This window comes from Streptomyces sp. NPDC000075 (assembly GCF_040301925.1).
In the GTDB taxonomy this organism is placed as follows: Bacteria; Actinomycetota; Actinomycetes; order Streptomycetales; family Streptomycetaceae; genus Streptomyces; species Streptomyces polychromogenes.
Window position 1 is genome coordinate 149780 of record NZ_JBEPFL010000004.1, and the last position, 20527, is coordinate 170306.

The window sequence follows — 20527 nt, forward strand, 5'->3', positions numbered from 1 at the left end:
TCCGGCGGACACCCCCTAAGGTGCTGCTGTCCGGGTGACGTGGGTGCCCGGGGACAGGGGGGACGCCATGCAGCCGCTCGAAGCCGGTGAGCCGCGGACGATCGGCGCGTACCGGCTGCTCGGCAGGCTCGGCGCGGGCGGCATGGGACGGGTCTACCTGGGGCGCAGCGCGGGCGGCCGGACCGTCGCCGTGAAGGTCGTACACCCCCACTTCGCGTCCGACACGGAGTTCCGCACCCGCTTCCGCCGCGAGGTGGAGGCCGCGCGGCGGGTGGGCGGGGAGTGGACCGCGCCCGTGCTGGACGCCGACCCGGAGGCGCCCGTGCCGTGGGTGGCGACCGGGTACGTGGCGGGGCCCTCGCTGGACCGGGCGCTCGCCGCGCACGGACCGCTGCCGGAGGCCTCCGTACGGGCCGTCGGCGGGGGGCTGGCCCGGGCCCTGGTGGCGGTGCACGGGCTGGGCCTCGTCCACCGGGACGTGAAGCCGTCGAACGTGATGCTGACCCTCGACGGGCCCCGGCTGATCGACTTCGGCATCGCCCGGGCCACGGACGGCACCGCCTCGCTGACCTCCACCGGGGTGTCCATCGGCTCGCCCGGCTACATGTCGCCGGAGCAGATCCTCGGCAAGGGGGTCACGGGTGCGTCGGACGTGTTCTCGCTCGGCGCGGTCCTGGCGTTCGCGGCGACCGGGCGGCCGCCCTTCAGCGGGGACAACTCCGCGACCCTGCTCTACAAGGTGGTGCACGAGCCGCCGGAGCTGGACGCGGTCCCGGCCGGGGCGCTGCGCGAGCTGATCGCGTCCTGCCTGGCCAAGGCGCCCGCCGAACGTCCGGCGCCCGAGGCCCTGGTGGCGGCGCTGGGCGGTGCCGTGGGCGCCCCGGGATGGCTGCCGGCGCCGCTGGTGGAGGAGGCGAGCCGGGCGGCCGTGGCACTGCTGGACCTGGACGCCGACGCCGACGCCTCCGGGGGCGGGGGCGGAGCGGTGGGCGCGGCTTTCCCCGGGGCGGGCGCGGGTTCCGGGTTCGGGGCCGGGTTCGGCCCGGGGACGGTGTCCGCGTCCGGGCCGGTGCCGTTCACCGAGGGGTCCCAGGGGGGTCCCGTCGGGGTCGGCTTCGGGACGCCGGACCCCTCGTACGGGACCCCGCCCGGGTACGCCGGGAGCGCCGGGCCCTACGGGTCGGGCGGGCCGGGCACGGGCGGCTCGGGCGGCTCGGGCGGCGGGGTGTACGGGGCGCCCACCGAGACGGCCGGGCGCGCCGCGGTACCGCCGCCGCGCAGCGCGCCGGCGGACGGGGCGCGCGGGGTCACCCTCAGCGCGGCCGGCCGCCGCTTCAGCTGCACCCTGGTGCTCGGCGCGGCCGCCGCCCTGGCGGCCCTGTCGGGCGGGCTGTACGGGATGGGGCTGCTGCCCGGCCAGGGGGACACCCGGGACGCGGCGGTGAGCAGGCCCCCGACCGCCTCGACCCCGGAGCCCGCCGGCTCCGCCCCCTCGTCCTCCGGCTCCTCCGCCTCCTCCGCGCCGAAGGGGACCCGTGACGAGGTGCCCGAGCAGTTCATCGGCACCTGGAAGGGCAGCGTCACCACCAGCATCAAGGCCACCACCGAGTTCGAGATCACCATCAAGGCCGGCAAGATCGGCCAGGTCGTGGCCCGGGACAAGTCCGTCCTGCCCGTCCTCGGCACCGACTGCAGCGGCGACTGGAGGCTCTCCTCCGCCACCGACGGCTCCCTGGTCCTGGACAGCTCGGTCGGCTCGAACCCGGCCCCGGGCATCTGCTCCGGCGGCTCCGCCGACGAGCGCTTCACCCTCAACCCCGGCGGCACGCTCCACTACCGTTCGGGCGACCGGGGGGCCGGCAACCCCGAGGGCGACCTCGTCCGCAGCCCCTGACCGGGCCCCCGCCCCCTGGCGGAGCCGGTCAAGGGCCCTGGCGTAGGCTGGATCGGTCCGGACCCTTGACACACCGCCGAAAGGTGACCCACCGGTGACCGACCTGGCCGCACTCCAGTCCGTCCTCGACCGCGCCGCCGAGGGGGGCCGGATCACCAAGGAAGAGGCCCTCGACCTCTACCGGCACGCCCCGCTGCACGCCCTCGGCCAGGCCGCCGACGCGGTGCGCCGCCGCCGCTACGCGGGTACCGAGCACATCGCGACGTACATCATCGAGCGCAACATCAACTACACGAACGTGTGCGTCACGGCCTGCAAGTTCTGCGCCTTCTACGCGGCCCCCAAGGACACGAAGAAGGGCTGGACCCGCGGCCTCGACGACATCCTGCGCCGCTGTGCGGAGACCGTCGAGCTCGGCGGCACGCAGATCATGTTCCAGGGCGGGCACCACCCGGACTACGGCGTGGAGTACTACGAGGAGCACTTCTCCGCCATCAAGAAGGCCTTCCCGCAGCTGGTCATCCACTCCCTCGGCGCGTCCGAGGTCGACCACATGGCCCGTATCTCGGGGGTCTCGGCGGAGGAGGCCATCCGGCGGATCCACGCGGCCGGCCTCGACTCCTTCGCGGGCGCCGGCGCCGAACTGCTCCCGGAGCGGCCGCGCAAGGCGATCGCCCCGCTGAAGGAGTCCGGCGAGCGCTGGCTGGAGATCATGGAGATCGCCCACAAGCTGGGCGTGGAGTCCACCTCCACCATGTTGATGGGCACCGGCGAGACCAACGCCGAGCGCATCGAGCACATCGCGATGATCCGTGACACGCAGGACCGCACCGGCGGCTTCCGCGCGTTCATCCCGTACACGTACCAGCCCGAGAACAACCACCTCAAGGGCCGGACCCAGGCGACGGTCTTCGAGTACCTGCGCATGATCGCGATCGCGCGGCTCTTCCTCGACAACGTCGCGCACATCCAGGGCTCCTGGCTGACCGTCGGCAAGGAGGCGGGCCAGCTCGCCCTGCACTACGGCGCCGACGACCTCGGTTCGATCATGCTGGAGGAGAACGTCGTCTCCTCCGCCGGTGCCAAGCACCGCTCGAACCGCCAGGAGATCATCGACCTGATCCGCAAGGCGGGCCGCGTCCCGGCGCAGCGCGCGACCACGTACGAGCACCTCGTCGTGCACGAGGACCCGGCGAACGACCCCGTCGACGACCGCGTCGTCTCGCACATCTCCTCGACCGCCATCGAGGGGGGCACCGCGCACCCCGAGCTGAAGCTCATCTCCGCGAACTGACGCGGACCGACCGCCGATGCTGACGCTGCACACCGCCGAGCTGCTCGTCGCCGGGCCGGACGCCGCACCCCTGGAGGCCGGCGCCGTCCTGGTGGAGGGCGACCGGATCGTCCGCACGGGCCCGTACGAGGACCTCGCCGCGGCCGCGCCGCACGCCCGCGTGCGGCGCTGGCCCGGGGTGCTCACCCCGGGGCTGCTGGCGCGCGGGGCGGACGTGCTGCTGGAGGGGACGTACTACCCCGACGACCCGTACGAGGTCACCGAGCTCGGCGCCGACCCGATCACCGGCGCCGAGGCCCTCGAAGCCCTGAAGCTGACCGAGTCCCGCCGGGGCAACAGCGCCCGGCGCGGCACGCAGAAGCTGCTGGCGCGCGGGGTGGTCGCGGTCGCCGGGCGGTTCACCGTCCCGGCGGTGCGCACGGCGGTGGTCCGCTCGGGCCTGGCCGTCGTCCCGCCCGCCCCCTACGAGGGCGCGCCGGCGCTGGACCCGCTCACGGGCCGGGGGAGCGCCGGGGAGGCCTTCCACGGGGTGCTGGAGGCGGGCGGCGCGGCCCGGTTCGCGGTGTTCGCGGTGGCGGACGAGGCCGAACTCCTGGAGCGCGGGGCGACCACCTGCGTGGCGACGGTCATCGGCGGCCGGCTGCTGCACCGGCGGCGCTGACCGCTCGGGCCCGTCCCGCTACGGCACCGGAGGGCCAGCCAGGTAGGTCCCGCCGGCGGTGTGCGGCCAGGCGTTCGACGTGCACCCCTGGAGCCCCTTGATCTGCTGCATCATCGCCGGGGCGGGGGCGCCCGGCCGGGGGCAGGTCTCGTGGCCGCGGCCCAGTTCGTGGCCCACCTCGTGGTTGATGATCAGTGCCCGGTACTCCTCGGCCGTGCCCCGGAACTTCGGCGATCCCTCCTGCCAGCGCTTCAGGTTCACCACGATGGTGTGGTGGGCCTGGCAGTTGGTCTCCCCGACGAGCTCGGGGGTCACCACGTCGCAGAGCCGGTCGGTGGTCGAGGGCGTGGCGATCTTCACGGTGAAGTCCACCGGTTCGCCGCGGCCGGCCAGCCGGAAGCCGTACGAGGGGTCGCGTATCCACCCGCGACGGTCCCCGAGTATCTCCTCGATGTTCCGGGCGGCGGAGTCCGGGTCGACGCCGCTGGCGTTCTCCGTCTCCACCCGCCAGCGCAGCGGACGCCCCTGGCCCTGGACCCGGCCGGCGGTGGAGGAGGCGGTGAACGCGCCCGGCGCCGCGGTCGGGCTCGGGCTCGGGCTCGCGGGCGGGGTCGGGCTCGGAGCCGGTGACGCGTGCTCGGCCGGGGCCGCCACCCGTCCGGCCGCCGGTGACGGGCCGCCCCCGGCGGCGGTGGCGGCGCCCCGCTCCAGCCCGAGCCAATAGGCGGCGACGGAGAGCGCGGCTAACGCCGTCGCGCCCAGGACCATGCGGCGCAGTCGTCTGCGCCGTTCGGCCCGTCGTGCCTTGACTGATCGGCGTGTCGCCATTTTCGGTGGTCCCTTTGTTCGGATTTCCCGCTCAGTCTGCCCGTTTCCGGTCCTGATCTGCCGGAATTTCCCTCGGTGCGTGTCAGGTCGGGCCGGGGCGGCCGGCCCGGTGGCGGCCTGAGAGGATGACGGGGTACGACCTGTCCGCCGCAGACACACCGAGCACCGAGGGGCCACCGCCAGTGACAAGGGCTTCCCTGGACAAGCAGCCGCATGAAGTCGCCTCCATGTTCGACGGCGTCGCGGAGAAGTACGACCTCACCAACGACGTGCTCTCCCTCGGGCAGGCGCGCCTGTGGCGCAAGGAGGCCGCCAAGGCGGTCGCCGCCCGCCCCGGCCAGAAGGTGCTCGACCTGGCCGCCGGCACCGCGACCTCGTCCCTCCCGTACGCCGCGACCGGCGCGTACGTCGTCCCCTGCGACTTCTCCCTCGGCATGCTGCGCGAGGGCAAGAAGCGCAACCCGTGGCTGCCGCTGACGGCCGGCGACGCGACCCGGCTGCCCTTCCGGGACGACGTCTTCGACACCGTGACGATCTCCTTCGGGCTGCGCAACGTCCAGGACACGGAAGGGGCGCTGCGCGAGCTGTACCGGGTGACCAAGCCCGGCGGGCAGGTCGTCATCAGCGAGTTCTCGCAGCCGACCTGGGCGCCGTTCCGCACCGTCTACACCGAGTACCTGATGCGCGCCCTGCCGCCGGTGGCCCGCGCCGTGTCCTCGAACCCCGACGCGTACGTGTACCTCGCCGAGTCCATCCGCGCCTGGCCGGACCAGCCGGCGCTGGCCGAGCTGCTCCAGAAGGCCGGCTGGGGCAAGGTCGCCTGGCGCAACCTCAGCGGCGGCATCGTGGCCCTGCACCGCGGCGTCAAGGCCCAGTAGCGTCCGTTGGCACACGTGGCACCGATGGACTACCAGCACCTCCTCGAACAGATCGCGGCGGACGTCGCCCCGCTGATCGGCAGCGGCACCCCCGCCGAGTACATCCCGGCGCTGGCGGGGGTCGACCCCCGCCGGTTCGGGATGGCGATCGCCGACCTCGACGGCAACGTCTTCGGCACCGGGGACTGGCGGGTCCCCTTCTCCACCCAGTCGATCACCAAGGTCTTCGCACTGGCCCTCGCCCTCGCGGAGGGCGGGGACACCCTGTGGGAGCGGGTGGGGCGGGAGCCGTCCGGCAACCCGTTCAACTCCCTGGTGCAGCTGGAGTACGAGAACGGCATCCCGCGGAATCCTTTCATCAACGCGGGCGCGCTCGTCGTCACCGACCGGCTCCAGACCCTGACGGGTGACGCGAGCAGCGAACTCCTGGACTTCCTGCGGCAGGAGAGCGGCAACCCGGACATCGGCTTCGACGCGGAGGTGGCCGCGTCCGAGCAGGAACACGGCGACCGGAACGCGGCCGTGGCGCACTTCATGGCCTCGTACGGCAACATCGACAACCCCGTGCCGATGCTGCTGGACCACTACTTCTGGCAGTGCTCGATCGAGATGAGCTGTGCGGACCTGGCCCTGGCCGGACGCTTCCTGGCCCGGCACGGGCTGCGGGCGGACGGCTCGCGGCTGCTGACGCGCAGCGAGGCGAAGCAGATCAACGCGGTGATGATGACCTGCGGGACGTACGACGCGGCGGGGGAGTTCGCCTACCGGGTGGGGCTGCCGGGCAAGAGCGGGGTCGGCGGGGGCATCATCGCGGTGGTCCCGGGCCGCTGCACCCTCGCGGTGTGGAGCCCGGGCCTGGACGCCCAGGGCAACTCCGTCGCCGGCGCCGCCGCGCTGGACCGCTTCACGACACGGACGGGCCTGAGCGTGTTCTGACCCGAGGGGGCCGGTGGGTGAGTTCCCCGCCCCGCCCTTCCTCCGTTCCCAGGGGCTCCGCCCCTGACCCCGTTGCGCTCAAACGCCGCGCGGGCTGGAATTTCGCTGCGCGAAATCCAGCCCCGCCGGCGATTGAGGCGCGGGGTCTGGGGCGGAGCCCCAGGAAACGGTGAAAGGGCGGGGCGGGGAGACGGCTCCGCGCAGCGGCCACCCGCCCCGGCGGGCCCGCTCTCAGCTGAGCGTCAGCTCGTACAGGCGGGTCCGCCGCCCGCCCGGGGCGGCGAATTCCTCACCCGGCGTCATGCCGAGCCGCTCCGCCACCGCCGTCGACCGGACGTTGCGGACGTCGATCACCGCACACACCCCCTCCACCCCCAGCCCCCGCAGCCGCTCCACCGTCGCCAGCGCGGCGGCGTACGCGTAGCCCTTCCCCCACGCGGCGCGCCCCAGCCGCCACCCGATCTCGATCCGCCCCACCGGCCCCCACGCCATCTTCGCCGGCCACGGCTGGGCCCCGGTGAAGCCGATGACCTCGCCCTCCCCGTCCAGCAGCGTCCACAGGCAGTGCCCCAGCCGGGCGTCGTGCATCCGCTGCCGGGCCGTGAACTCCTCGTACGCCGACAGCTCCGCGGGCCCGCCGAGGAACTCCATCACGTCCGTGTCGTCGAAGAGGCGGTGCCAGGCGTGCGCGTCCTCGTCGGTCGGCACGCGGAGCTGGATCGCCGGCAGCGGTGGCCGGGTCGTCGGCGAGGTCGTCATCGGGGCAGCCCTTCGGATCGCGATCTCTCTCGCTGCATAGACTGCGTCATGTCCTGTGCCGTTGGGCACCCCTTATCGAGCCTTCGGGAGACCCCGCAGTGACCGAGCCCACCGTGCCCCTCTCCGAACACTCCGCGGACGTGATCGTCGTCGGGGCCGGGCCCGCCGGCTCGACGACCGCCTACTACCTGGCCAAGGCCGGACTCGACGTCCTGCTCTTGGAGAAGACGGCGTTCCCACGCGAGAAGGTCTGCGGTGACGGTCTGACCCCGCGCGCCACCAAGCAGCTGGTGGCGATGGGCATCGACATCTCCGAAGAGGCCGGCTGGCTGCGCAACAAGGGCCTGCGCATCATCGGCGGCGGGCAGCGGCTCCAGCTGGACTGGCCGGAACTCGCGTCGTTCCCCGACTACGGACTCGTCCGCAAGCGCGACGACTTCGACGAGACCCTGGCCCGCCAGGCGCAGAAGGCCGGTGCCCGCCTGTACGAGCGCTGCAACGTCGGCGAGCCGGTCCGCGACCCGCGCACCGGCCACATCACCGGCGTGCAGGCGAAGCTCGGCGAGGACAAGACCCCGGTCACCTTCCACGCCCCGCTCGTCGTGGCGGCCGACGGCAACTCCTCGCGCCTGTCCCTCGCCATGGGCCTGCACCGGCGCGAGGACCGCCCGATGGGCGTGGCGGTGCGGACGTACTTCACCTCGCCCCGGCACGACGACGACTACCTGGAGTCCTGGCTGGAGCTGTGGGACCGGCGCGGACCGCAGGACCGGCTGCTGCCCGGCTACGGCTGGATCTTCGGCATGGGCGACGGCACGTCCAACGTCGGCCTCGGCATCCTCAACTCCTCCTCCGCCTTCAAGGAGCTGGACTGGCGCGAGGTCCTGAAGGCCTGGTGCGCGTCCATGCCGGAGGACTGGGGCTACACCCCCGAGAACATGACGCAGCCGATCCGCGGCGCGGCCCTGCCGATGGCGTTCAACAGGCAGCCGCACTACACGAAGGGCCTGCTGCTGGTCGGTGACGCGGGCGGGCTCGTCAACCCGTTCAACGGCGAGGGCATCGCCTACGCGATGGAGTCCGGCCAGATCGCGGCGGACGTCATCGTCCAGGCCCACGCCCGTGCCACCCCGGCCCAGCGGGAACTGGCGCTGCACAACTACCCGAAGGTGCTCAAGGAGACCTACGGCGGCTACTACTCGCTCGGCCGCGCCTTCGTGAAGCTGATCGGCAACCCGAAGGTCATGAAGATCGCCACGCAGCGCGGCCTGACGCACCCGGTGCTGATGCGCTTCACGCTCAAGATGCTGGCGAACCTGACGGACCCGGCGGGCGGCGACGCGATGGACCGCATCATCAACGGCCTCTCGAAGGTGGCCCCCCGCGCTTGATCGGTCAAGGCCGGGCCGCTCGTTGGGTAGTCGAGCGGCCCGGCTCGTGGCGGTCGACCGTCAAAGGTTGACGATCTTCACCTTCGGTGAACCGGGAAGCTCCTCGGCAGCCTTGCACAATGCCGGGATATGAGACTTGTCGGAGGTGACGAGCAGCACCGGGGGTGTGCAGAGCGCGGCCGTGGCCACCACGAGTGCGTCCACGAGGCATTCGTGTCCGTCAAGGCCCGAGGCGTCCAGCAGCTTCGCTGCGGCGTCCGTCACCGCGTCGTTGACCGGTTTCACGTCGAACCGGGAAAGCAGGAACTGGAGTCGCTTGGCGGCCTCCCCGGTTCGGCGCACCTCCAAGGGCGTCAGTGCGGACAGCGCCACGCGTCGGCCGCTCTGCTGGGCGACCTCGATGCGTGCACGCATCCCCTCGTCGCCGTCGACGTGCAGCGAAAGCCCCTGGGCGTCCAGGACGAGCGTGCCCTCGGTCTTTGCCTTGATCTTGAGGCGCTTGCTTACCACTCCTGCTCCGCCTGCCGCCGCGCTTCGGCGGAGACGGGGCCGAACGCCTTGCGGTCGGCGGTTACGACCTCGCGGAGCTTCTGCGCGGCGAGCCATTCCTCCAGGGCCTCGGCCACAACGGAGGAGAACCCGCTCTTGCCGGCGCGTTCCTCGACTTCCTTGATCAATGACTGGGCGAGCGACACGGATCTCTTGCCGGCCCGCTCGACGGCCTGGGGTGCCACGTGCCTGCTCATGCCTAAAACGTAACACCGCCGGTAGGAATTTTCTCGCCCGATGGCTGGCTCGGGGTAACCAAGGTGGCCCCGAAGGCCTGAGCCGGTCCCGACGCCCCTGAGACGCCTCCTGAGCCGCCCCCGGTCCCCGGTGGGCGGCTCAGCCGTCCGCGGGCTCCCGCGCGCCCTCCGGGGCGCCGTGGACGGTGCGGACGCAGCGGGTCAGCAGGCCCAGGCCCGCGATCAGGAGGGCGCCCGAGACGGTCCAGCCGAGGCCCAGGACCAGCGGGGTGCCCGGCTTCTGCCAGGGGCGGGCGGTCGTCAACAGCCATCCGCCGACCGCGAGCAGGCCCAGGCCGAGCGCGGCGGGGAGCGCGGTGTCGTCGTCGCCGTGTTCCTCGTACGAGGTTCCGCTCATGGGATCACCACCTCAAGGAATCGCTGCGGGCGCACGGGTACGCGCCTATCTTCGCAGGGCGGCGGCGCGTTCCGCACGGGCCGTCCGCCGGGCGGGATTCCGGGCATGCCGAAGGTCCGGCACTCCGCCCCTGGGAGGGGGAGTACCGGACCTCGCGGAACCGGGTGCGTCAGAGGACGCGGACGGCGCCCGTCGGCATGTCGTAGCTCAGCGGGCGCTCGACGATGCCCGTGCTGGGGTTTTGCGCGCCGACGAACTTGCCGCCGCCGACGTAGATGGCGACGTGGTAGGCGCTGCCCTTGGGGCCCCAGTACAGGATGTCGCCCGGCTGGAGGTTGCTCAGGGAGACCGAGGTGCCGGCCAGGGACTGGTCCTGGGAGGTGCGGTCCAGGGAGATGCCGGCCTGGCGGTAGGCGGCCTGGACGAGACCTGAACAGTCGTACGCGGAGGGGCCGGTGGCGCCCATCACGTACGCCTTGCCGACCTGGGCGTAGGCGAAGTTGATGATGGCGGCGGCGGAGCCGGTGGCGGAGGAGCGGCCGCTGCTGGAGCCGCCCTTGACGGTGGCACCGCTGCCGTCGTCGGAGGCGGAGGCGTTGGTCAGCGAGGCGCGGCCGGAGCTGCGGCCCGCGCGCTCGGCCTCGGCCTTGCGGTCGGCCTCCTGCTTCGCCTTCTGCTCGGCGACCTTCTGGGCGTCTTCCTTCGCCTGCTTCGCCTCGGCGGCGGCACCCGTACGGGCGCTCTCCTCCTGGGCGTTCAGCTCGCCGGTGACGGCGGCCTCGACGGCGGCGACGCGGGTGTTCTCGGCGGCCGTGTTGACCGCGTTGGAGACCTCGGTGCCGAGGTCCAGGCTGAGGACCGGCATCTCCAGCGTCGTCTCGGCCACGGGCTCGGTAGACGGGGACGCGCTCGCGGTGCCGGCCATGGCCAGGGTGCTGAGGACGCCACCGGCGACTCCGGCGCGGACCGCGAGCTTCGAGGCGCTGCGGCGGGGCTTCCGGTGGCTGGGTATGTGAGCGGTGTGGGACATGGGAATACCGCTATCAGGGGTGCAGGGTCACCTTCAAGAAACGTGGTGTGCGCCACAGTTGCGAGGGAAGTCGCGCAACCGGGCGCGCCGCGCCCCTTATTGACGCCGTAACGGACGTATCGGACACCCCTTCACAAGGCTGTGATCATGGGCTTTCAGCAATAAGTCCGAATTGATCCACCGCCTACCATCCCCCCGCACAGATGGCCAAGCCTCCTTTTTGCGGGTCATGATCAGTGTGTCGCAGGTCACAGTTACCTGACGCCGTGAGGCCGCCGTGAGGTGGCTGTGGCCGGTCCGTGATCCGACCGTGAACTCACCGTGCGGTTCGTGAACGGATGCACATCCCTCCGTCGCGGAGCGTGCCGTCCACTTCCGTACCGACGGACCCCCCGGGCGGGGGAGACGGATTCCTTTATCACCCGGGCCGCCCCGTCGCCAATTTGCCTGTAGCGCCCACTGTTTGATAGTGCAAGCCCGCCTTCACCTGCGATGACGAGGCCGGATGTCACCTTTGGTGATCATGTGGATGCCTTGCGTACGAAGATCACCACTCAACGGCCTTCATGATCGTTCGTCAGGTGGTGGAGATCACAAACTCGGTGTTGTTACCCGTGTCGCAGATCACAGACCGGCAGGCATAAGATGCGCACCAGTCTGGCTTGTGAACTGCCTCACATGCGACCAACGGTCAAGGACGACTGGAAGGAGCGAGGAGCGTGAATGCCTACGCACCCATCCTCGTGCTCGGCGCCATCGGCGCAGGGTTTGCGATCTTCTCCGTGGTCATGGCCACGCTGATCGGCCCAAAACGGTACAACCGGGCGAAGCTTGAAGCGTACGAGTGCGGCATCGAGCCCACCCCGATGCCCGCGGGCGGCGGTCGCTTCCCCATCAAGTACTACCTCACGGCGATGCTCTTCATCGTCTTCGACATCGAGATCGTCTTCCTCTACCCCTGGGCCGTCACCTTCGACTCCCTGGGGATCTTCGGGCTCGTCGAGATGCTGCTCTTCGTGCTCACCGTCTTCGTCGCCTACGCATACGTCTGGCGCCGCGGCGGCCTGGAATGGGACTGAGGGGCTGAATTTTCCATGGGACTGGAAGAGAAGCTGCCGAGCGGCTTCCTGCTGACCACCGTCGAACAGGCCGCGGGCTGGGTGCGCAAGGCATCCGTCTTCCCGGCCACCTTCGGCCTCGCCTGCTGCGCCATCGAGATGATGACCACCGGCGCCGGCCGCTACGACCTCGCCCGCTTCGGCATGGAGGTCTTCCGCGGCTCCCCGCGCCAGGCCGACCTGATGATCGTCGCCGGCCGGGTCAGCCAGAAGATGGCGCCGGTGCTGCGGCAGGTGTACGACCAGATGCCCGCCCCCAAGTGGGTCATCTCCATGGGCGTCTGCGCCTCCTCGGGCGGCATGTTCAACAACTACGCGATCGTCCAGGGCGTCGACCACATCGTCCCGGTGGACATCTACCTCCCCGGCTGCCCGCCCCGTCCCGAGATGCTCATGGACGCGATCCTCAAGCTCCACCAGAAGATCCAGGGCTCCAAGCTCGGCGTGAACCGGGAAGAGGCGGCGCGCGAGGCGGAGGAGGCGGCCCTCAAGGCCCTCCCCACCATCGAGATGAAGGGGCTCCTGCGGTGAGCGACGAACCCGCCGTGGAGAACGGCAACGGCAACCACGTCCCCGCCCCCCGGGCGGCCGCCGCCGGACCCGAGGTGATCGGCGTCCGCAAGGGCATGTTCGGCGCCAGGAACGGCGGCGACACCAGCGGCTACGGCGGCCTGGTCCGCACCGTGGCCCTGCCCGGCGCGAGCTCCCGCCCCTACGGTTCCTACTTCGACGAGGTCGCCGACGAGCTCGAAGGCGCCCTGGAGGAACAGGACCTGCTCCCGGAGAACGCGATCGAGAAGGTCGTCGTCGACCGCGGCGAGATGACCCTCCACATCGCCCGCGAACACCTCCTGCGGGTGGCCTCCACCCTGCGCGACGACCCGGCGCTGCGCTTCGAGCTGTGCACCGGGGTCTCGGGGGTGCACTTCCCCGACGACAAGGGCCGCGAGCTGCACGCCGTCTACCACCTGCGCTCCCTCACCCACGGCCGGATCATCCGGCTGGAGGTGTCGGTGCCCGACGGCGACCCGCACCTGCCGTCGCTCGTCACCGTCTACCCGACGAACGACTGGCACGAGCGCGAGGCCTACGACTTCTTCGGCCTGGTCTTCGACGGCCACCCGGCGCTCACGCGGATCATGATGCCGGACGACTGGCAGGGCTTCCCGCAGCGCAAGGACTACCCGCTCGGCGGCATCCCCATCGAGTACAAGGGCGCCCAGATCCCGGCTCCCGACCAGCGGAGGTCGTACAGCTGATGTCGAACACCCCCAACACCGCTGACCACGCGTCCTCCCGCGAGACCACCGAAGGCACCGTCTACACCGTCACCGGCGGCGACTGGGACGAGATCGTCCAGTCGGCGGCCAAGGCGGACGACGAGCGCATCGTCGTCAACATGGGACCGCAGCACCCCTCCACCCACGGAGTGCTGCGCCTGATCCTGGAGATCGACGGCGAGACGGTCACCGAGGCCCGCTGCGGCATCGGCTACCTGCACACCGGCATCGAGAAGAACCTCGAATTCCGCAACTGGACGCAGGGCACCACCTTCGTCACGCGCATGGACTACCTCACGCCGTTCTTCAACGAGACGGCCTACTGCCTCGGCGTCGAGAAGCTCCTCGGCATCACCGACCAGATCCCGGACCGGGCCACCGTCATCCGCGTCCTGCTGATGGAGCTCAACCGGCTCTCCTCCCACCTGGTGTGCATCGCCACCGGCGGCATGGAACTCGGCGCGACCACGATCATGATCTACGGCTTCCGGGACCGCGAGCTGATCCTCGACGTCTTCGAGCTGATCACCGGCCTGCGCATGAACCACGCCTTCGTCCGCCCCGGCGGCCTCGCCCAGGACCTGCCCCCCGGCGCGGTCGACCAGCTGCGCGAGTTCGTCAAGACGATGAAGAAGAACCTGCCGGAGTACGACAAGCTCGCCACCGGCAACCCCATCTTCAAGGCCCGCATGCAGGACGTCGGCTACCTCGACCTCGCCGGCTGCATGGCCCTCGGCGCCACCGGCCCGATCCTGCGCTCCGCCGGCCTGCCGCACGACCTGCGCAAGACCGACCCGTACTGCGGCTACGACACCTACGAGTTCGACGTCCCCACCACGGAGAGCTGCGACTCCTACGGGCGGTTCCTGATCCGCCTGGAGGAGATGCGCCAGTCGCTGCGGATCGTCGAGCAGTGCCTGGACCGGCTGGAGCCGGGCCCGGTCATGGTCGCCGACAAGAAGATCGCCTGGCCGGCGCAGCTCGCCCTGGGCCCCGACGGCCTCGGCAACTCGCTCGACCACATCAAGAACATCATGGGCACCTCCATGGAGGCCCTCATCCACCACTTCAAGCTGGTGACCGAGGGCTTCAGGGTCCCCGCCGGGCAGGCGTACGCGGCCGTCGAGTCCCCCAAGGGCGAACTCGGCGTGCACGTGGTCTCCGACGGCGGCACCCGCCCCTACCGGGTCCACTTCCGCGACCCGTCCTTCACCAACCTCCAGGCCATGGCGGCGATGTGCGAAGGCGGCCAGGTCGCCGACGTCATCGTCGCCGTCGCCTCCATCGACCCCGTGATGGGAGGCGTCGACCGATGACGGCCGATGCAGTGAATACGGGCGTCAGCCTCGGGATGCCGCAGCTCCCCGCCCCCGACTTCCCCGCCGAGGTGCGCGCCCGGCTGGAAGCGGACGCACAGGAGGTCATCGCCCGCTACCCCGACAGCCGCTCCGCGCTGCTGCCGCTGCTGCACCTGACGCAGTCCGAGGAGGGCTACGTCTCGCGCACCGGCATCCGCTTCTGCGCCGAGGTCCTCGGCCTGACCACAGCCGAGGTCACCGCCGTCGCCACCTTCTACACGATGTACCGGCGCAAGCCCTCCGGCGACTACCAGGTGGGCGTCTGTACCAACACCCTGTGCGCGGTGATGGGCGGCGACGCCATCTTCGACGAGCTCAAGGAGCACCTCGGGGTCGGCAACAACGAGACCACCCCCGACGGCAAGGTGACGCTGGAGCACATCGAGTGCAACGCGGCCTGCGACTACGCCCCCGTGGTGATGGTCAACTGGGAGTTCTTCGACAACCAGACCCCCGAGTCCGCCAAGGCCCTCGTCGACGACCTGCGCGCCGGCCGCCCGGTCGAGCCGACCCGGGGCGCGCCGCTGTGCACGTACAAGGACACCGCCCGGATCCTGGCGGGCTTCCCCGACGAGCGCGAGGGAGCCGTCGCGGCGAGCGGCGGGGCGGGCCCCGCCTCCCTGACCGGCCTGCGCATCGCCCGCGGCGAATCCCCGCACGCCCCGGTCGTCCGCCCGCGCGCCGAGACCGGTACCGAGGGAGGGGAGTGATGTCCGTGTCGACCGAGATCGAGAAGAACGGCACGAGCCCGGAGAAGCTGCTCGCACCCGTGCTGTCGGCGTTCTGGGACGAGCCCGAGTCCTGGACGCTGGAGACCTACCGGCGCCACGAGGGCTACGAGGGCCTGCGCAAGGCCCTCGCGATGACCCCCGACGAGGTGATCGCCTACGTCAAGGACTCCGGACTGCGCGGACGCGGCGGCGCGGGCTTCCCCACCGGGATGAAGTGGCAGTTCATCCCGCAGGGCGACGGCAAGCCGCACTACCTCGTCGTGAACGCCGACGAGTCGGAGCCGGGAACCTGCAAGGACATCCCCCTCCTCTTCGCCAACCCGCACTCCCTCGTCGAGGGAATGATCATCGCCTGCTACGCGATCCGCTCGGAGCACGCCTTCATCTACCTGCGCGGTGAGACCGTCCCCGTGCTGCGGCGGCTGCACGAGGCCGTGCGCGAGGCGTACGCGGCCGGATACCTCGGCAAGGACATCGACGGCAGCGGGCGCAACCTCGACATCACCGTGCACGCGGGCGCGGGCGCGTACATCTGCGGCGAGGAGACGGCACTGCTCGACTCCCTCGAAGGCCGGCGCGGCCAGCCCCGGCTGCGTCCCCCCTTCCCCGCCGTCGAGGGCCTCTACGCCTGCCCCACCGTGGTGAACAACGTCGAGTCCATCGCCTCGGTTCCCGCGATCCTGAACAAGGGCAAGGACTGGTTCAAGGCGATGGGGACGGAGAAGTCCCCCGGCTTCACCCTCTACTCCCTCTCCGGGCACGTCGCCGGCCCCGGCCAGTACGAGGCCCCCCTCGGCATCACCCTGCGCCAGCTCCTCGACATGAGCGGCGGCATGCGCCCCGGGCACCGGCTCAAGTTCTGGACCCCCGGCGGCTCCTCCACCCCCATGTTCACCGACGAGCACCTCGACGTCCCGCTCGACTACGAGGGCGTGGGCGCGGCCGGCTCGATGCTCGGCACCAAGGCGCTCCAGTGCTTCGACGAGACCACCTGCGTGGTGCGCGCCGTCACCCGCTGGACCGAGTTCTACGCCCACGAGTCCTGCGGCAAGTGCACCCCCTGCCGCGAGGGCACGTACTGGCTGGTCCAGCTGCTGCGCGACATCGAGGCCGGCAAGGGCGTCATGTCCGACCTCGACAAGCTGAACGACATCGCCGACAACATCAACGGCAAGTCCTTCTGCGCGCTCGGCGACGGCGCGGCCAGCCCGATCTTCTCCTCGCTGAAGTACTTCCGCGAGGAGTACGAGCGGCACATCACCGGAAAGGGCTGCCCCTTCGACCCGCGGAAGTCGACCCTGTGGGCCGACGGTCCGGCCAAGAACTCCGAGGTGAACGCATGACCGTCGCCACCAGTGCCCCCGCCGGCGGGGGCGAGGCCGCCAAGCCCCCGCAGGACGACCTGGTCACGCTGACCATCGACGGCGCCGAACTGTCCGTGCCCAAGGGGACCCTCGTCATCCGGGCCGCCGAACAGCTCGGCATCGAGATCCCCCGGTTCTGCGACCACCCCCTCCTCGACCCGGCCGGCGCCTGCCGCCAGTGCATCGTCGAGGTCGAGGGCCAGCGCAAGCCGATGGCCTCCTGCACCATCACCTGCACCGACGGCATGGTCGTCCGCACCCAGCTGACCTCCGAGACCGCCGACAAGGCCCAGCGCGGAGTGATGGAGCTGCTGCTCATCAACCACCCGCTGGACTGCCCCGTCTGCGACAAGGGCGGCGAGTGCCCCCTGCAGAACCAGGCGATGTCGCACGGCAACGCCGAGTCCCGCTTCGAGGGGCACAAGCGGACGTACGAGAAGCCCGTCGCCATCTCCACCCAGGTGCTCCTGGACCGGGAGCGGTGCGTGCTGTGCGCCCGCTGCACCCGCTTCTCCAACCAGGTCGCCGGCGACCCGATGATCGAACTGGTCGAGCGCGGCGCGCTCCAGCAGGTCGGCACCGGTGAGGGCGACCCGCTCGAGTCGTACTTCTCCGGCAACACCATCCAGATCTGCCCCGTCGGCGCCCTCACCTCGGCCGCCTACCGGTTCCGCTCCCGCCCCTTCGACCTCGTCTCCTCCCCGAGCGTGTGCGAGCACTGCGCGGGCGGCTGCGCGACCCGGACGGACCACCGGCGCGGCAAGGTCATGCGCCGCCTCGCCGCCGAGGACCCCGAGGTCAACGAGGAGTGGATCTGCGACAAGGGCCGCTTCGCGTTCCGTTACGCGCAGCGCCCGGACCGGCTGACCACCCCGCTGGTACGCGGGACCGACGGGGTCCTCGCTCCGGCGAGCTGGCCCGAGGCCCTGGAGGCCGCGGCCGCCGGGCTCACCGCCGCGCGCGGCCGCGCCGGGGTCCTGACCGGTGGCCGGCTCACCGTCGAGGACGCCTACGCGTACGCCAAGTTCGCCCGGGTGGTGCTCGACACCAACGACATCGACTTCCGGGCCCGCGTGCACAGCGCGGAGGAGACCGAGTTCCTGGCCGCCTCCGTCGCCGGCACCGGCAAGGACCTCGACGGGACGGGCGTCACCTACGCCTCCCTGGAGGCCGCCCCGGCCGTCCTGCTGGCCGGCATCGAGGCCGAGGAGGAGGCCCCCGGGGTCTTCCTGCGGCTGCGCAAGGCCCACCGCAAGCGGGGCCAGAAGACGTACGCGCTCGCTCCGTTCGCCACCCGGGGCCTGACCAAGGCGGGCGGCACCCTGCTGGCCGCCGCCCCCGGCACCGAGCCGGAGTGGCTGGACGCGCTGGCCTCCCGCACCGGTCTGGAGGCCGGCGGCGCCGAGGCCGCCGAGGCCCTCCGGCAGCCCGGGGCCGTCCTCGTCGTCGGGGAGCGGCTCGCCGGGGTGCCCGGCGCGCTGACCGCCGCCGTCCGGGCGGCCACCGCGACCGGGGCCCGGCTGGTGTGGATCCCGCGCCGGGCCGGGGAGCGGGCCGCCGTCGAGGCGGGCGCGCTGCCGTCCCTGCTGCCGGGCGGCCGCCCGGCCACCGACCCCCGGGCCCGCGACGAGGTCGCCACCGCCTGGGGGCTGGAGGCGCTGCCGCACCGCTACGGGCGCGACACCGGCCAGATCGTCGAGGCCGCCGCCACCGGCGAACTGGGCGCGCTGCTGGTCGCGGGCGTCGAGGTCGGCGACCTGCCCGACCCGCGGCGGGCCCGCACCGCGCTGAAGGAGGCCTTCGTGGTCTCCCTGGAGCTGCGGCCCGGCGAGGTCACCGACCACGCGGACGTGGTCCTGCCGGTCGCCGCCGTCGCCGAGAAGGCGGGCACGTTCATCAACTGGGAGGGTCGCGTCCGGCCGTTCGAGGCCGCGCTCAAGCCCGACCAGATGACCCGCCGGCTCGCCCCGGCCGACGCCCGCGTCCTGCACATGCTGGCCGACGCCGCCGACCGGCCGATCGCCCTGCCCGACGTGCACGCCGTGCGCCGGGAGCTGGAGCGGCTCGGCCCCTGGGAGGGCGACCTGGCCCCCGAGCGGTCCACCGGCCCGGCGCCGCTGCCGCGGCCCGGCGCGGGCGAGGCCGTACTCGCCGGCCACCGGCTGCTGCTGGACCTGGGCCGGCTCCAGGAGGGCGACGAGGCCCTGGCCGGCACCCGGCACGAGGCCGCGGCCCGGCTCTCGGCCTCCACGGCCGCCGAGACCGGCGTCAAGGACGGCGACCTCCTCGCCGTCACCGGCCCGGCCGGCTCGGTGGAACTCCCACTGCGGATCACCGAGATGCCCGACCGGGTCGTGTGGCTCCCCCTGAACTCCACCGGCTCCGGCGTCCTCGCCGACACCGGCGCACTGCCCGGCACCCTCGTCCGCATCGGACCGGCGCCGGCCCCGGCCGCCCCCGCCAAGGAGGTGCGAGCGTGAGCAGCCTCGCCCACATCGCGGCGCAGCAGCCGCACGTCCTCGCCGCAGAGGACCTGTCCCTGTTCGGCAGGGACGTCTGGTGGCTCGTCCTCATCAAGGCGGTGTTCTGCTTCGCCTTCCTGATGGTGACCGTGCTGTTCTCCATCGTGTGGGAGCGGAAGGTCGTCGCCTGGATGCAGCTGCGCATCGGCCCCAACCGGCACGGGCCCTGGGGCATGCTCCAGTCGCTCGCCGACGGCGTGAAGCTGATGCTGAAGGAAGACGTCATCGTCAAGCGGGCCGACAAGGTGGTGTACGTCCTGGCGCCGATCATCGCGGCGATCCCGGCGTTCATGGCCATCGCGGTGATCCCGTTCGGCCCGTCCGGCAACGAGGTCTCGATCTTCGGGCAGCGCACCACGATGCAGCTGACCGACCTGCCGATCGCGATGCTGTACGTCCTGGCCGTGGCCTCGGTCGGCATCTACGGCATCGTGCTGGCCGGCTGGTCCTCCGGCTCGACCTACCCGCTGCTCGGCGGGCTGCGCTCCTGCGCGCAGATGATCTCGTACGAGATCGCGATGGGCGCGGCCTTCGCCTCGGTCTTCCTCTACTCCGGGTCGATGTCGACCTCGCAGATCGTGGAGGCACAGGCGGACCGCTGGTACATCGTGCTGCTGCCGGTGTCGTTCATCATCTACGTGATCACGATGGTCGGCGAGACCAACCGCGCCCCCTTCGACATGCCGGAGTCGGAGGGCGACCTCGTCGGCGGCTTCAACACCGAGTACTCCTCCATCAAGTTCGCGCTGTTCATGCTGGCCGAGTACGTCAACATGGTCACCGTCTCGGCCGTCTCGGTCACCCTCTTCCTGGGCGGCTGGCGGGCCCCGGCGCCGATCTCCACGTACTGGGAGGGCGCGAACCACGGCTGGTGGCCGCTGCTCTGGTTCGTCATCAAGGTGCAGCTGCTGCTGTTCTTCTTCATCTGGCTGCGCGGCACCCTGCCCCGCGTGCGCTACGACCAGCTGATGAAGCTCGGCTGGAAGGTGCTGATCCCGGTCTCGGTGGTCTGGCTGATGCTGGTCGCCACCGTCCGGGCGCTGCGCAACGAGCGCTACGACTTCTCGGAGATCGTGCTCTACGTCGGCGGGGCCGTCGTGGCGATCCTGCTGCTGACCTCCGTCGCCGACCACTTCCGCGACAAGCGCGAGAAGACGGCCGCCGAGCAGGCCGGCAAGGCAGCGGCCGCCGAGCCCTTCGACCCGATGGCGGGCGGGTTCCCCGTACCGCCCAAGCCCGGCCAGCACCTGGCACCCGTACCGCGCAGGCGGCCCCGCGCCGAGCGGGAGCTGATCGCCAGCGGCGGGACGAATTCCGACAGTGACCGAGAGGAGGGTTGA

Annotated in this window: 20 protein-coding genes; 14 read left to right on the forward strand and 6 right to left on the reverse strand. The window is 71.7% G+C overall.

The annotated features are described in order from the left end of the window. The first annotated feature begins 67 nt into the window (after window positions 1–67). The 3 genes from ABT403_RS06645 (at window position 68) to ABT403_RS06655 (ending at window position 3849) form a co-directional block, all read left to right on the forward strand. Window positions 68–1894: a serine/threonine-protein kinase gene (locus ABT403_RS06645; RefSeq protein WP_344163218.1), complete on the forward strand. Its 1827-nt coding sequence runs from the start codon at window positions 68–70 to the stop codon at window positions 1892–1894. A 94-nt stretch (window positions 1895–1988) separates the two neighbouring features. Further along, window positions 1989–3188 carry a cyclic dehypoxanthinyl futalosine synthase gene (mqnC, locus tag ABT403_RS06650; RefSeq protein WP_344163221.1) on the forward strand — a complete coding sequence of 400 codons (1200 nt, stop codon included), beginning with the start codon at window positions 1989–1991 and terminating at the stop codon, window positions 3186–3188. 16 nt (window positions 3189–3204) lie between these two features. Further along, window positions 3205–3849, forward strand: coding sequence for an imidazolonepropionase-like domain-containing protein (locus tag ABT403_RS06655; RefSeq protein WP_344163224.1), 645 nt, complete (start codon window positions 3205–3207; stop codon window positions 3847–3849). 18 nt (window positions 3850–3867) lie between these two features. Here the strand turns inward: ABT403_RS06655 and ABT403_RS06660 are convergent, their stop codons facing one another. After that, a complete protein-coding gene (locus tag ABT403_RS06660) occupies window positions 3868–4677 on the reverse strand; it encodes a DUF3152 domain-containing protein (RefSeq protein ID WP_344163227.1) in 810 nt (269 codons plus the stop codon). Between the two features lie 182 nt (window positions 4678–4859). Between ABT403_RS06660 and ABT403_RS06665 the strand changes: the two genes are divergently transcribed. Beyond that, the gene (locus tag ABT403_RS06665; protein ID WP_344163230.1) at window positions 4860–5555 is read left to right on the forward strand and encodes a demethylmenaquinone methyltransferase; all 696 of its coding nucleotides are present in this window, start codon (window positions 4860–4862) and stop codon (window positions 5553–5555) included. Between the two features lie 24 nt (window positions 5556–5579). Further along, window positions 5580–6491, forward strand: coding sequence for a glutaminase (locus ABT403_RS06670; RefSeq protein WP_344163233.1), 912 nt, complete (start codon window positions 5580–5582; stop codon window positions 6489–6491). Window positions 6492–6722: 231 nt separating this feature from the next. On the opposite strand, the gene ABT403_RS06675 is transcribed toward ABT403_RS06670, so the two are convergent. Beyond that, complete coding sequence (locus tag ABT403_RS06675; RefSeq protein ID WP_344163236.1) at window positions 6723–7250, reverse strand: GNAT family N-acetyltransferase; 528 nt, start codon at window positions 7248–7250, stop codon at window positions 6723–6725. Between the two features lie 98 nt (window positions 7251–7348). Between ABT403_RS06675 and ABT403_RS06680 the strand changes: the two genes are divergently transcribed. Beyond that, window positions 7349–8641, forward strand: coding sequence for a geranylgeranyl reductase family protein (locus ABT403_RS06680; protein WP_344163239.1), 1293 nt, complete (start codon window positions 7349–7351; stop codon window positions 8639–8641). Window positions 8642–8701: 60 nt separating this feature from the next. Here ABT403_RS06680 and ABT403_RS06685 read toward each other — a convergent pair whose 3' ends face one another. The 4 genes from ABT403_RS06685 to ABT403_RS06700 all read right to left on the reverse strand — a co-directional run bounded on the left by ABT403_RS06685 (window position 8702) and on the right by ABT403_RS06700 (window position 10814). After that, the gene (locus tag ABT403_RS06685) at window positions 8702–9151 is read right to left on the reverse strand and encodes a PIN domain-containing protein (RefSeq protein WP_344163242.1); all 450 of its coding nucleotides are present in this window, start codon (window positions 9149–9151) and stop codon (window positions 8702–8704) included. Then, window positions 9145–9387, reverse strand: coding sequence for a hypothetical protein (locus ABT403_RS06690; protein WP_344163245.1), 243 nt, complete (start codon window positions 9385–9387; stop codon window positions 9145–9147). The genes ABT403_RS06685 and ABT403_RS06690 overlap by 7 nt, the downstream gene beginning before the upstream one ends. 139 nt (window positions 9388–9526) lie before the next feature. Beyond that, a complete protein-coding gene (locus ABT403_RS06695; RefSeq protein WP_344163248.1) occupies window positions 9527–9784 on the reverse strand; it encodes a hypothetical protein in 258 nt (85 codons plus the stop codon). Between the two features lie 169 nt (window positions 9785–9953). Then, window positions 9954–10814 carry a C40 family peptidase gene (locus ABT403_RS06700; protein WP_344163251.1) on the reverse strand — a complete coding sequence of 287 codons (861 nt, stop codon included), beginning with the start codon at window positions 10812–10814 and terminating at the stop codon, window positions 9954–9956. Window positions 10815–11533: 719 nt separating this feature from the next. Here ABT403_RS06700 and ABT403_RS06705 point away from each other — a divergent pair. Genes ABT403_RS06705 through nuoH form a run of 8 tightly spaced genes read left to right on the forward strand, consistent with a single transcriptional unit; the run spans window position 11534 to window position 20527 of the window. Next, entirely contained in the window at window positions 11534–11893 is a 360-nt protein-coding gene (locus ABT403_RS06705) for an NADH-quinone oxidoreductase subunit A (RefSeq protein ID WP_045946775.1), read from the forward strand. Window positions 11894–11908: 15 nt separating this feature from the next. Beyond that, a complete protein-coding gene (locus tag ABT403_RS06710) occupies window positions 11909–12463 on the forward strand; it encodes a NuoB/complex I 20 kDa subunit family protein (RefSeq protein ID WP_045946776.1) in 555 nt (184 codons plus the stop codon). Window positions 12464–12477: 14 nt separating this feature from the next. Continuing rightward, window positions 12478–13191: an NADH-quinone oxidoreductase subunit C gene (locus tag ABT403_RS06715; protein ID WP_425580269.1), complete on the forward strand. Its 714-nt coding sequence runs from the start codon at window positions 12478–12480 to the stop codon at window positions 13189–13191. Then, a complete protein-coding gene (locus ABT403_RS06720; RefSeq protein WP_344163261.1) occupies window positions 13191–14528 on the forward strand; it encodes an NADH-quinone oxidoreductase subunit D in 1338 nt (445 codons plus the stop codon). The genes ABT403_RS06715 and ABT403_RS06720 overlap by 1 nt, the downstream gene beginning before the upstream one ends. Beyond that, a complete protein-coding gene (gene nuoE / locus ABT403_RS06725) occupies window positions 14525–15280 on the forward strand; it encodes an NADH-quinone oxidoreductase subunit NuoE (RefSeq protein ID WP_344163264.1) in 756 nt (251 codons plus the stop codon). Before ABT403_RS06720 ends, nuoE begins: the two co-directional genes overlap by 4 nt. Further along, window positions 15280–16644: an NADH-quinone oxidoreductase subunit NuoF gene (gene nuoF / locus ABT403_RS06730; RefSeq protein ID WP_344163267.1), complete on the forward strand. Its 1365-nt coding sequence runs from the start codon at window positions 15280–15282 to the stop codon at window positions 16642–16644. Before nuoE ends, nuoF begins: the two co-directional genes overlap by 1 nt. Beyond that, on the forward strand, window positions 16641–19145 hold the full coding sequence (locus ABT403_RS06735) for an NADH-quinone oxidoreductase subunit G (RefSeq protein WP_344163270.1): 2505 nt from the start codon (window positions 16641–16643) through the stop codon (window positions 19143–19145). The genes nuoF and ABT403_RS06735 overlap by 4 nt, the downstream gene beginning before the upstream one ends. Then, the gene (gene nuoH, locus ABT403_RS06740; protein ID WP_344163273.1) at window positions 19142–20527 is read left to right on the forward strand and encodes an NADH-quinone oxidoreductase subunit NuoH; all 1386 of its coding nucleotides are present in this window, start codon (window positions 19142–19144) and stop codon (window positions 20525–20527) included. Before ABT403_RS06735 ends, nuoH begins: the two co-directional genes overlap by 4 nt.

Bases quoted from the DNA above. Each gene is read 5' to 3' on its own strand.
- ABT403_RS06645 (WP_344163218.1), top strand. From the start codon at position 68: ATGCAGCCGCTCGAAGCCGGTGAGCCGCGGACGATCGGCGCGTACCGG.
- ABT403_RS06655 (WP_344163224.1), top strand. From the start codon at position 3,205: ATGCTGACGCTGCACACCGCCGAGCTGCTCGTCGCCGGGCCGGACGCC.
- ABT403_RS06660 (WP_344163227.1), bottom strand. From the start codon at position 4,677: ATGGCGACACGCCGATCAGTCAAGGCACGACGGGCCGAACGGCGCAGA.
- ABT403_RS06670 (WP_344163233.1), top strand. From the start codon at position 5,580: ATGGACTACCAGCACCTCCTCGAACAGATCGCGGCGGACGTCGCCCCG.
- ABT403_RS06675 (WP_344163236.1), bottom strand. From the start codon at position 7,250: ATGACGACCTCGCCGACGACCCGGCCACCGCTGCCGGCGATCCAGCTC.
- ABT403_RS06690 (WP_344163245.1), bottom strand. From the start codon at position 9,387: ATGAGCAGGCACGTGGCACCCCAGGCCGTCGAGCGGGCCGGCAAGAGA.
- ABT403_RS06695 (WP_344163248.1), bottom strand. From the start codon at position 9,784: ATGAGCGGAACCTCGTACGAGGAACACGGCGACGACGACACCGCGCTC.
- ABT403_RS06700 (WP_344163251.1), bottom strand. From the start codon at position 10,814: ATGTCCCACACCGCTCACATACCCAGCCACCGGAAGCCCCGCCGCAGC.
- ABT403_RS06710 (WP_045946776.1), top strand. From the start codon at position 11,909: ATGGGACTGGAAGAGAAGCTGCCGAGCGGCTTCCTGCTGACCACCGTC.
- ABT403_RS06720 (WP_344163261.1), top strand. From the start codon at position 13,191: ATGTCGAACACCCCCAACACCGCTGACCACGCGTCCTCCCGCGAGACC.
- nuoE (WP_344163264.1), top strand. From the start codon at position 14,525: ATGACGGCCGATGCAGTGAATACGGGCGTCAGCCTCGGGATGCCGCAG.
- nuoF (WP_344163267.1), top strand. From the start codon at position 15,280: ATGTCCGTGTCGACCGAGATCGAGAAGAACGGCACGAGCCCGGAGAAG.
- ABT403_RS06735 (WP_344163270.1), top strand. From the start codon at position 16,641: ATGACCGTCGCCACCAGTGCCCCCGCCGGCGGGGGCGAGGCCGCCAAG.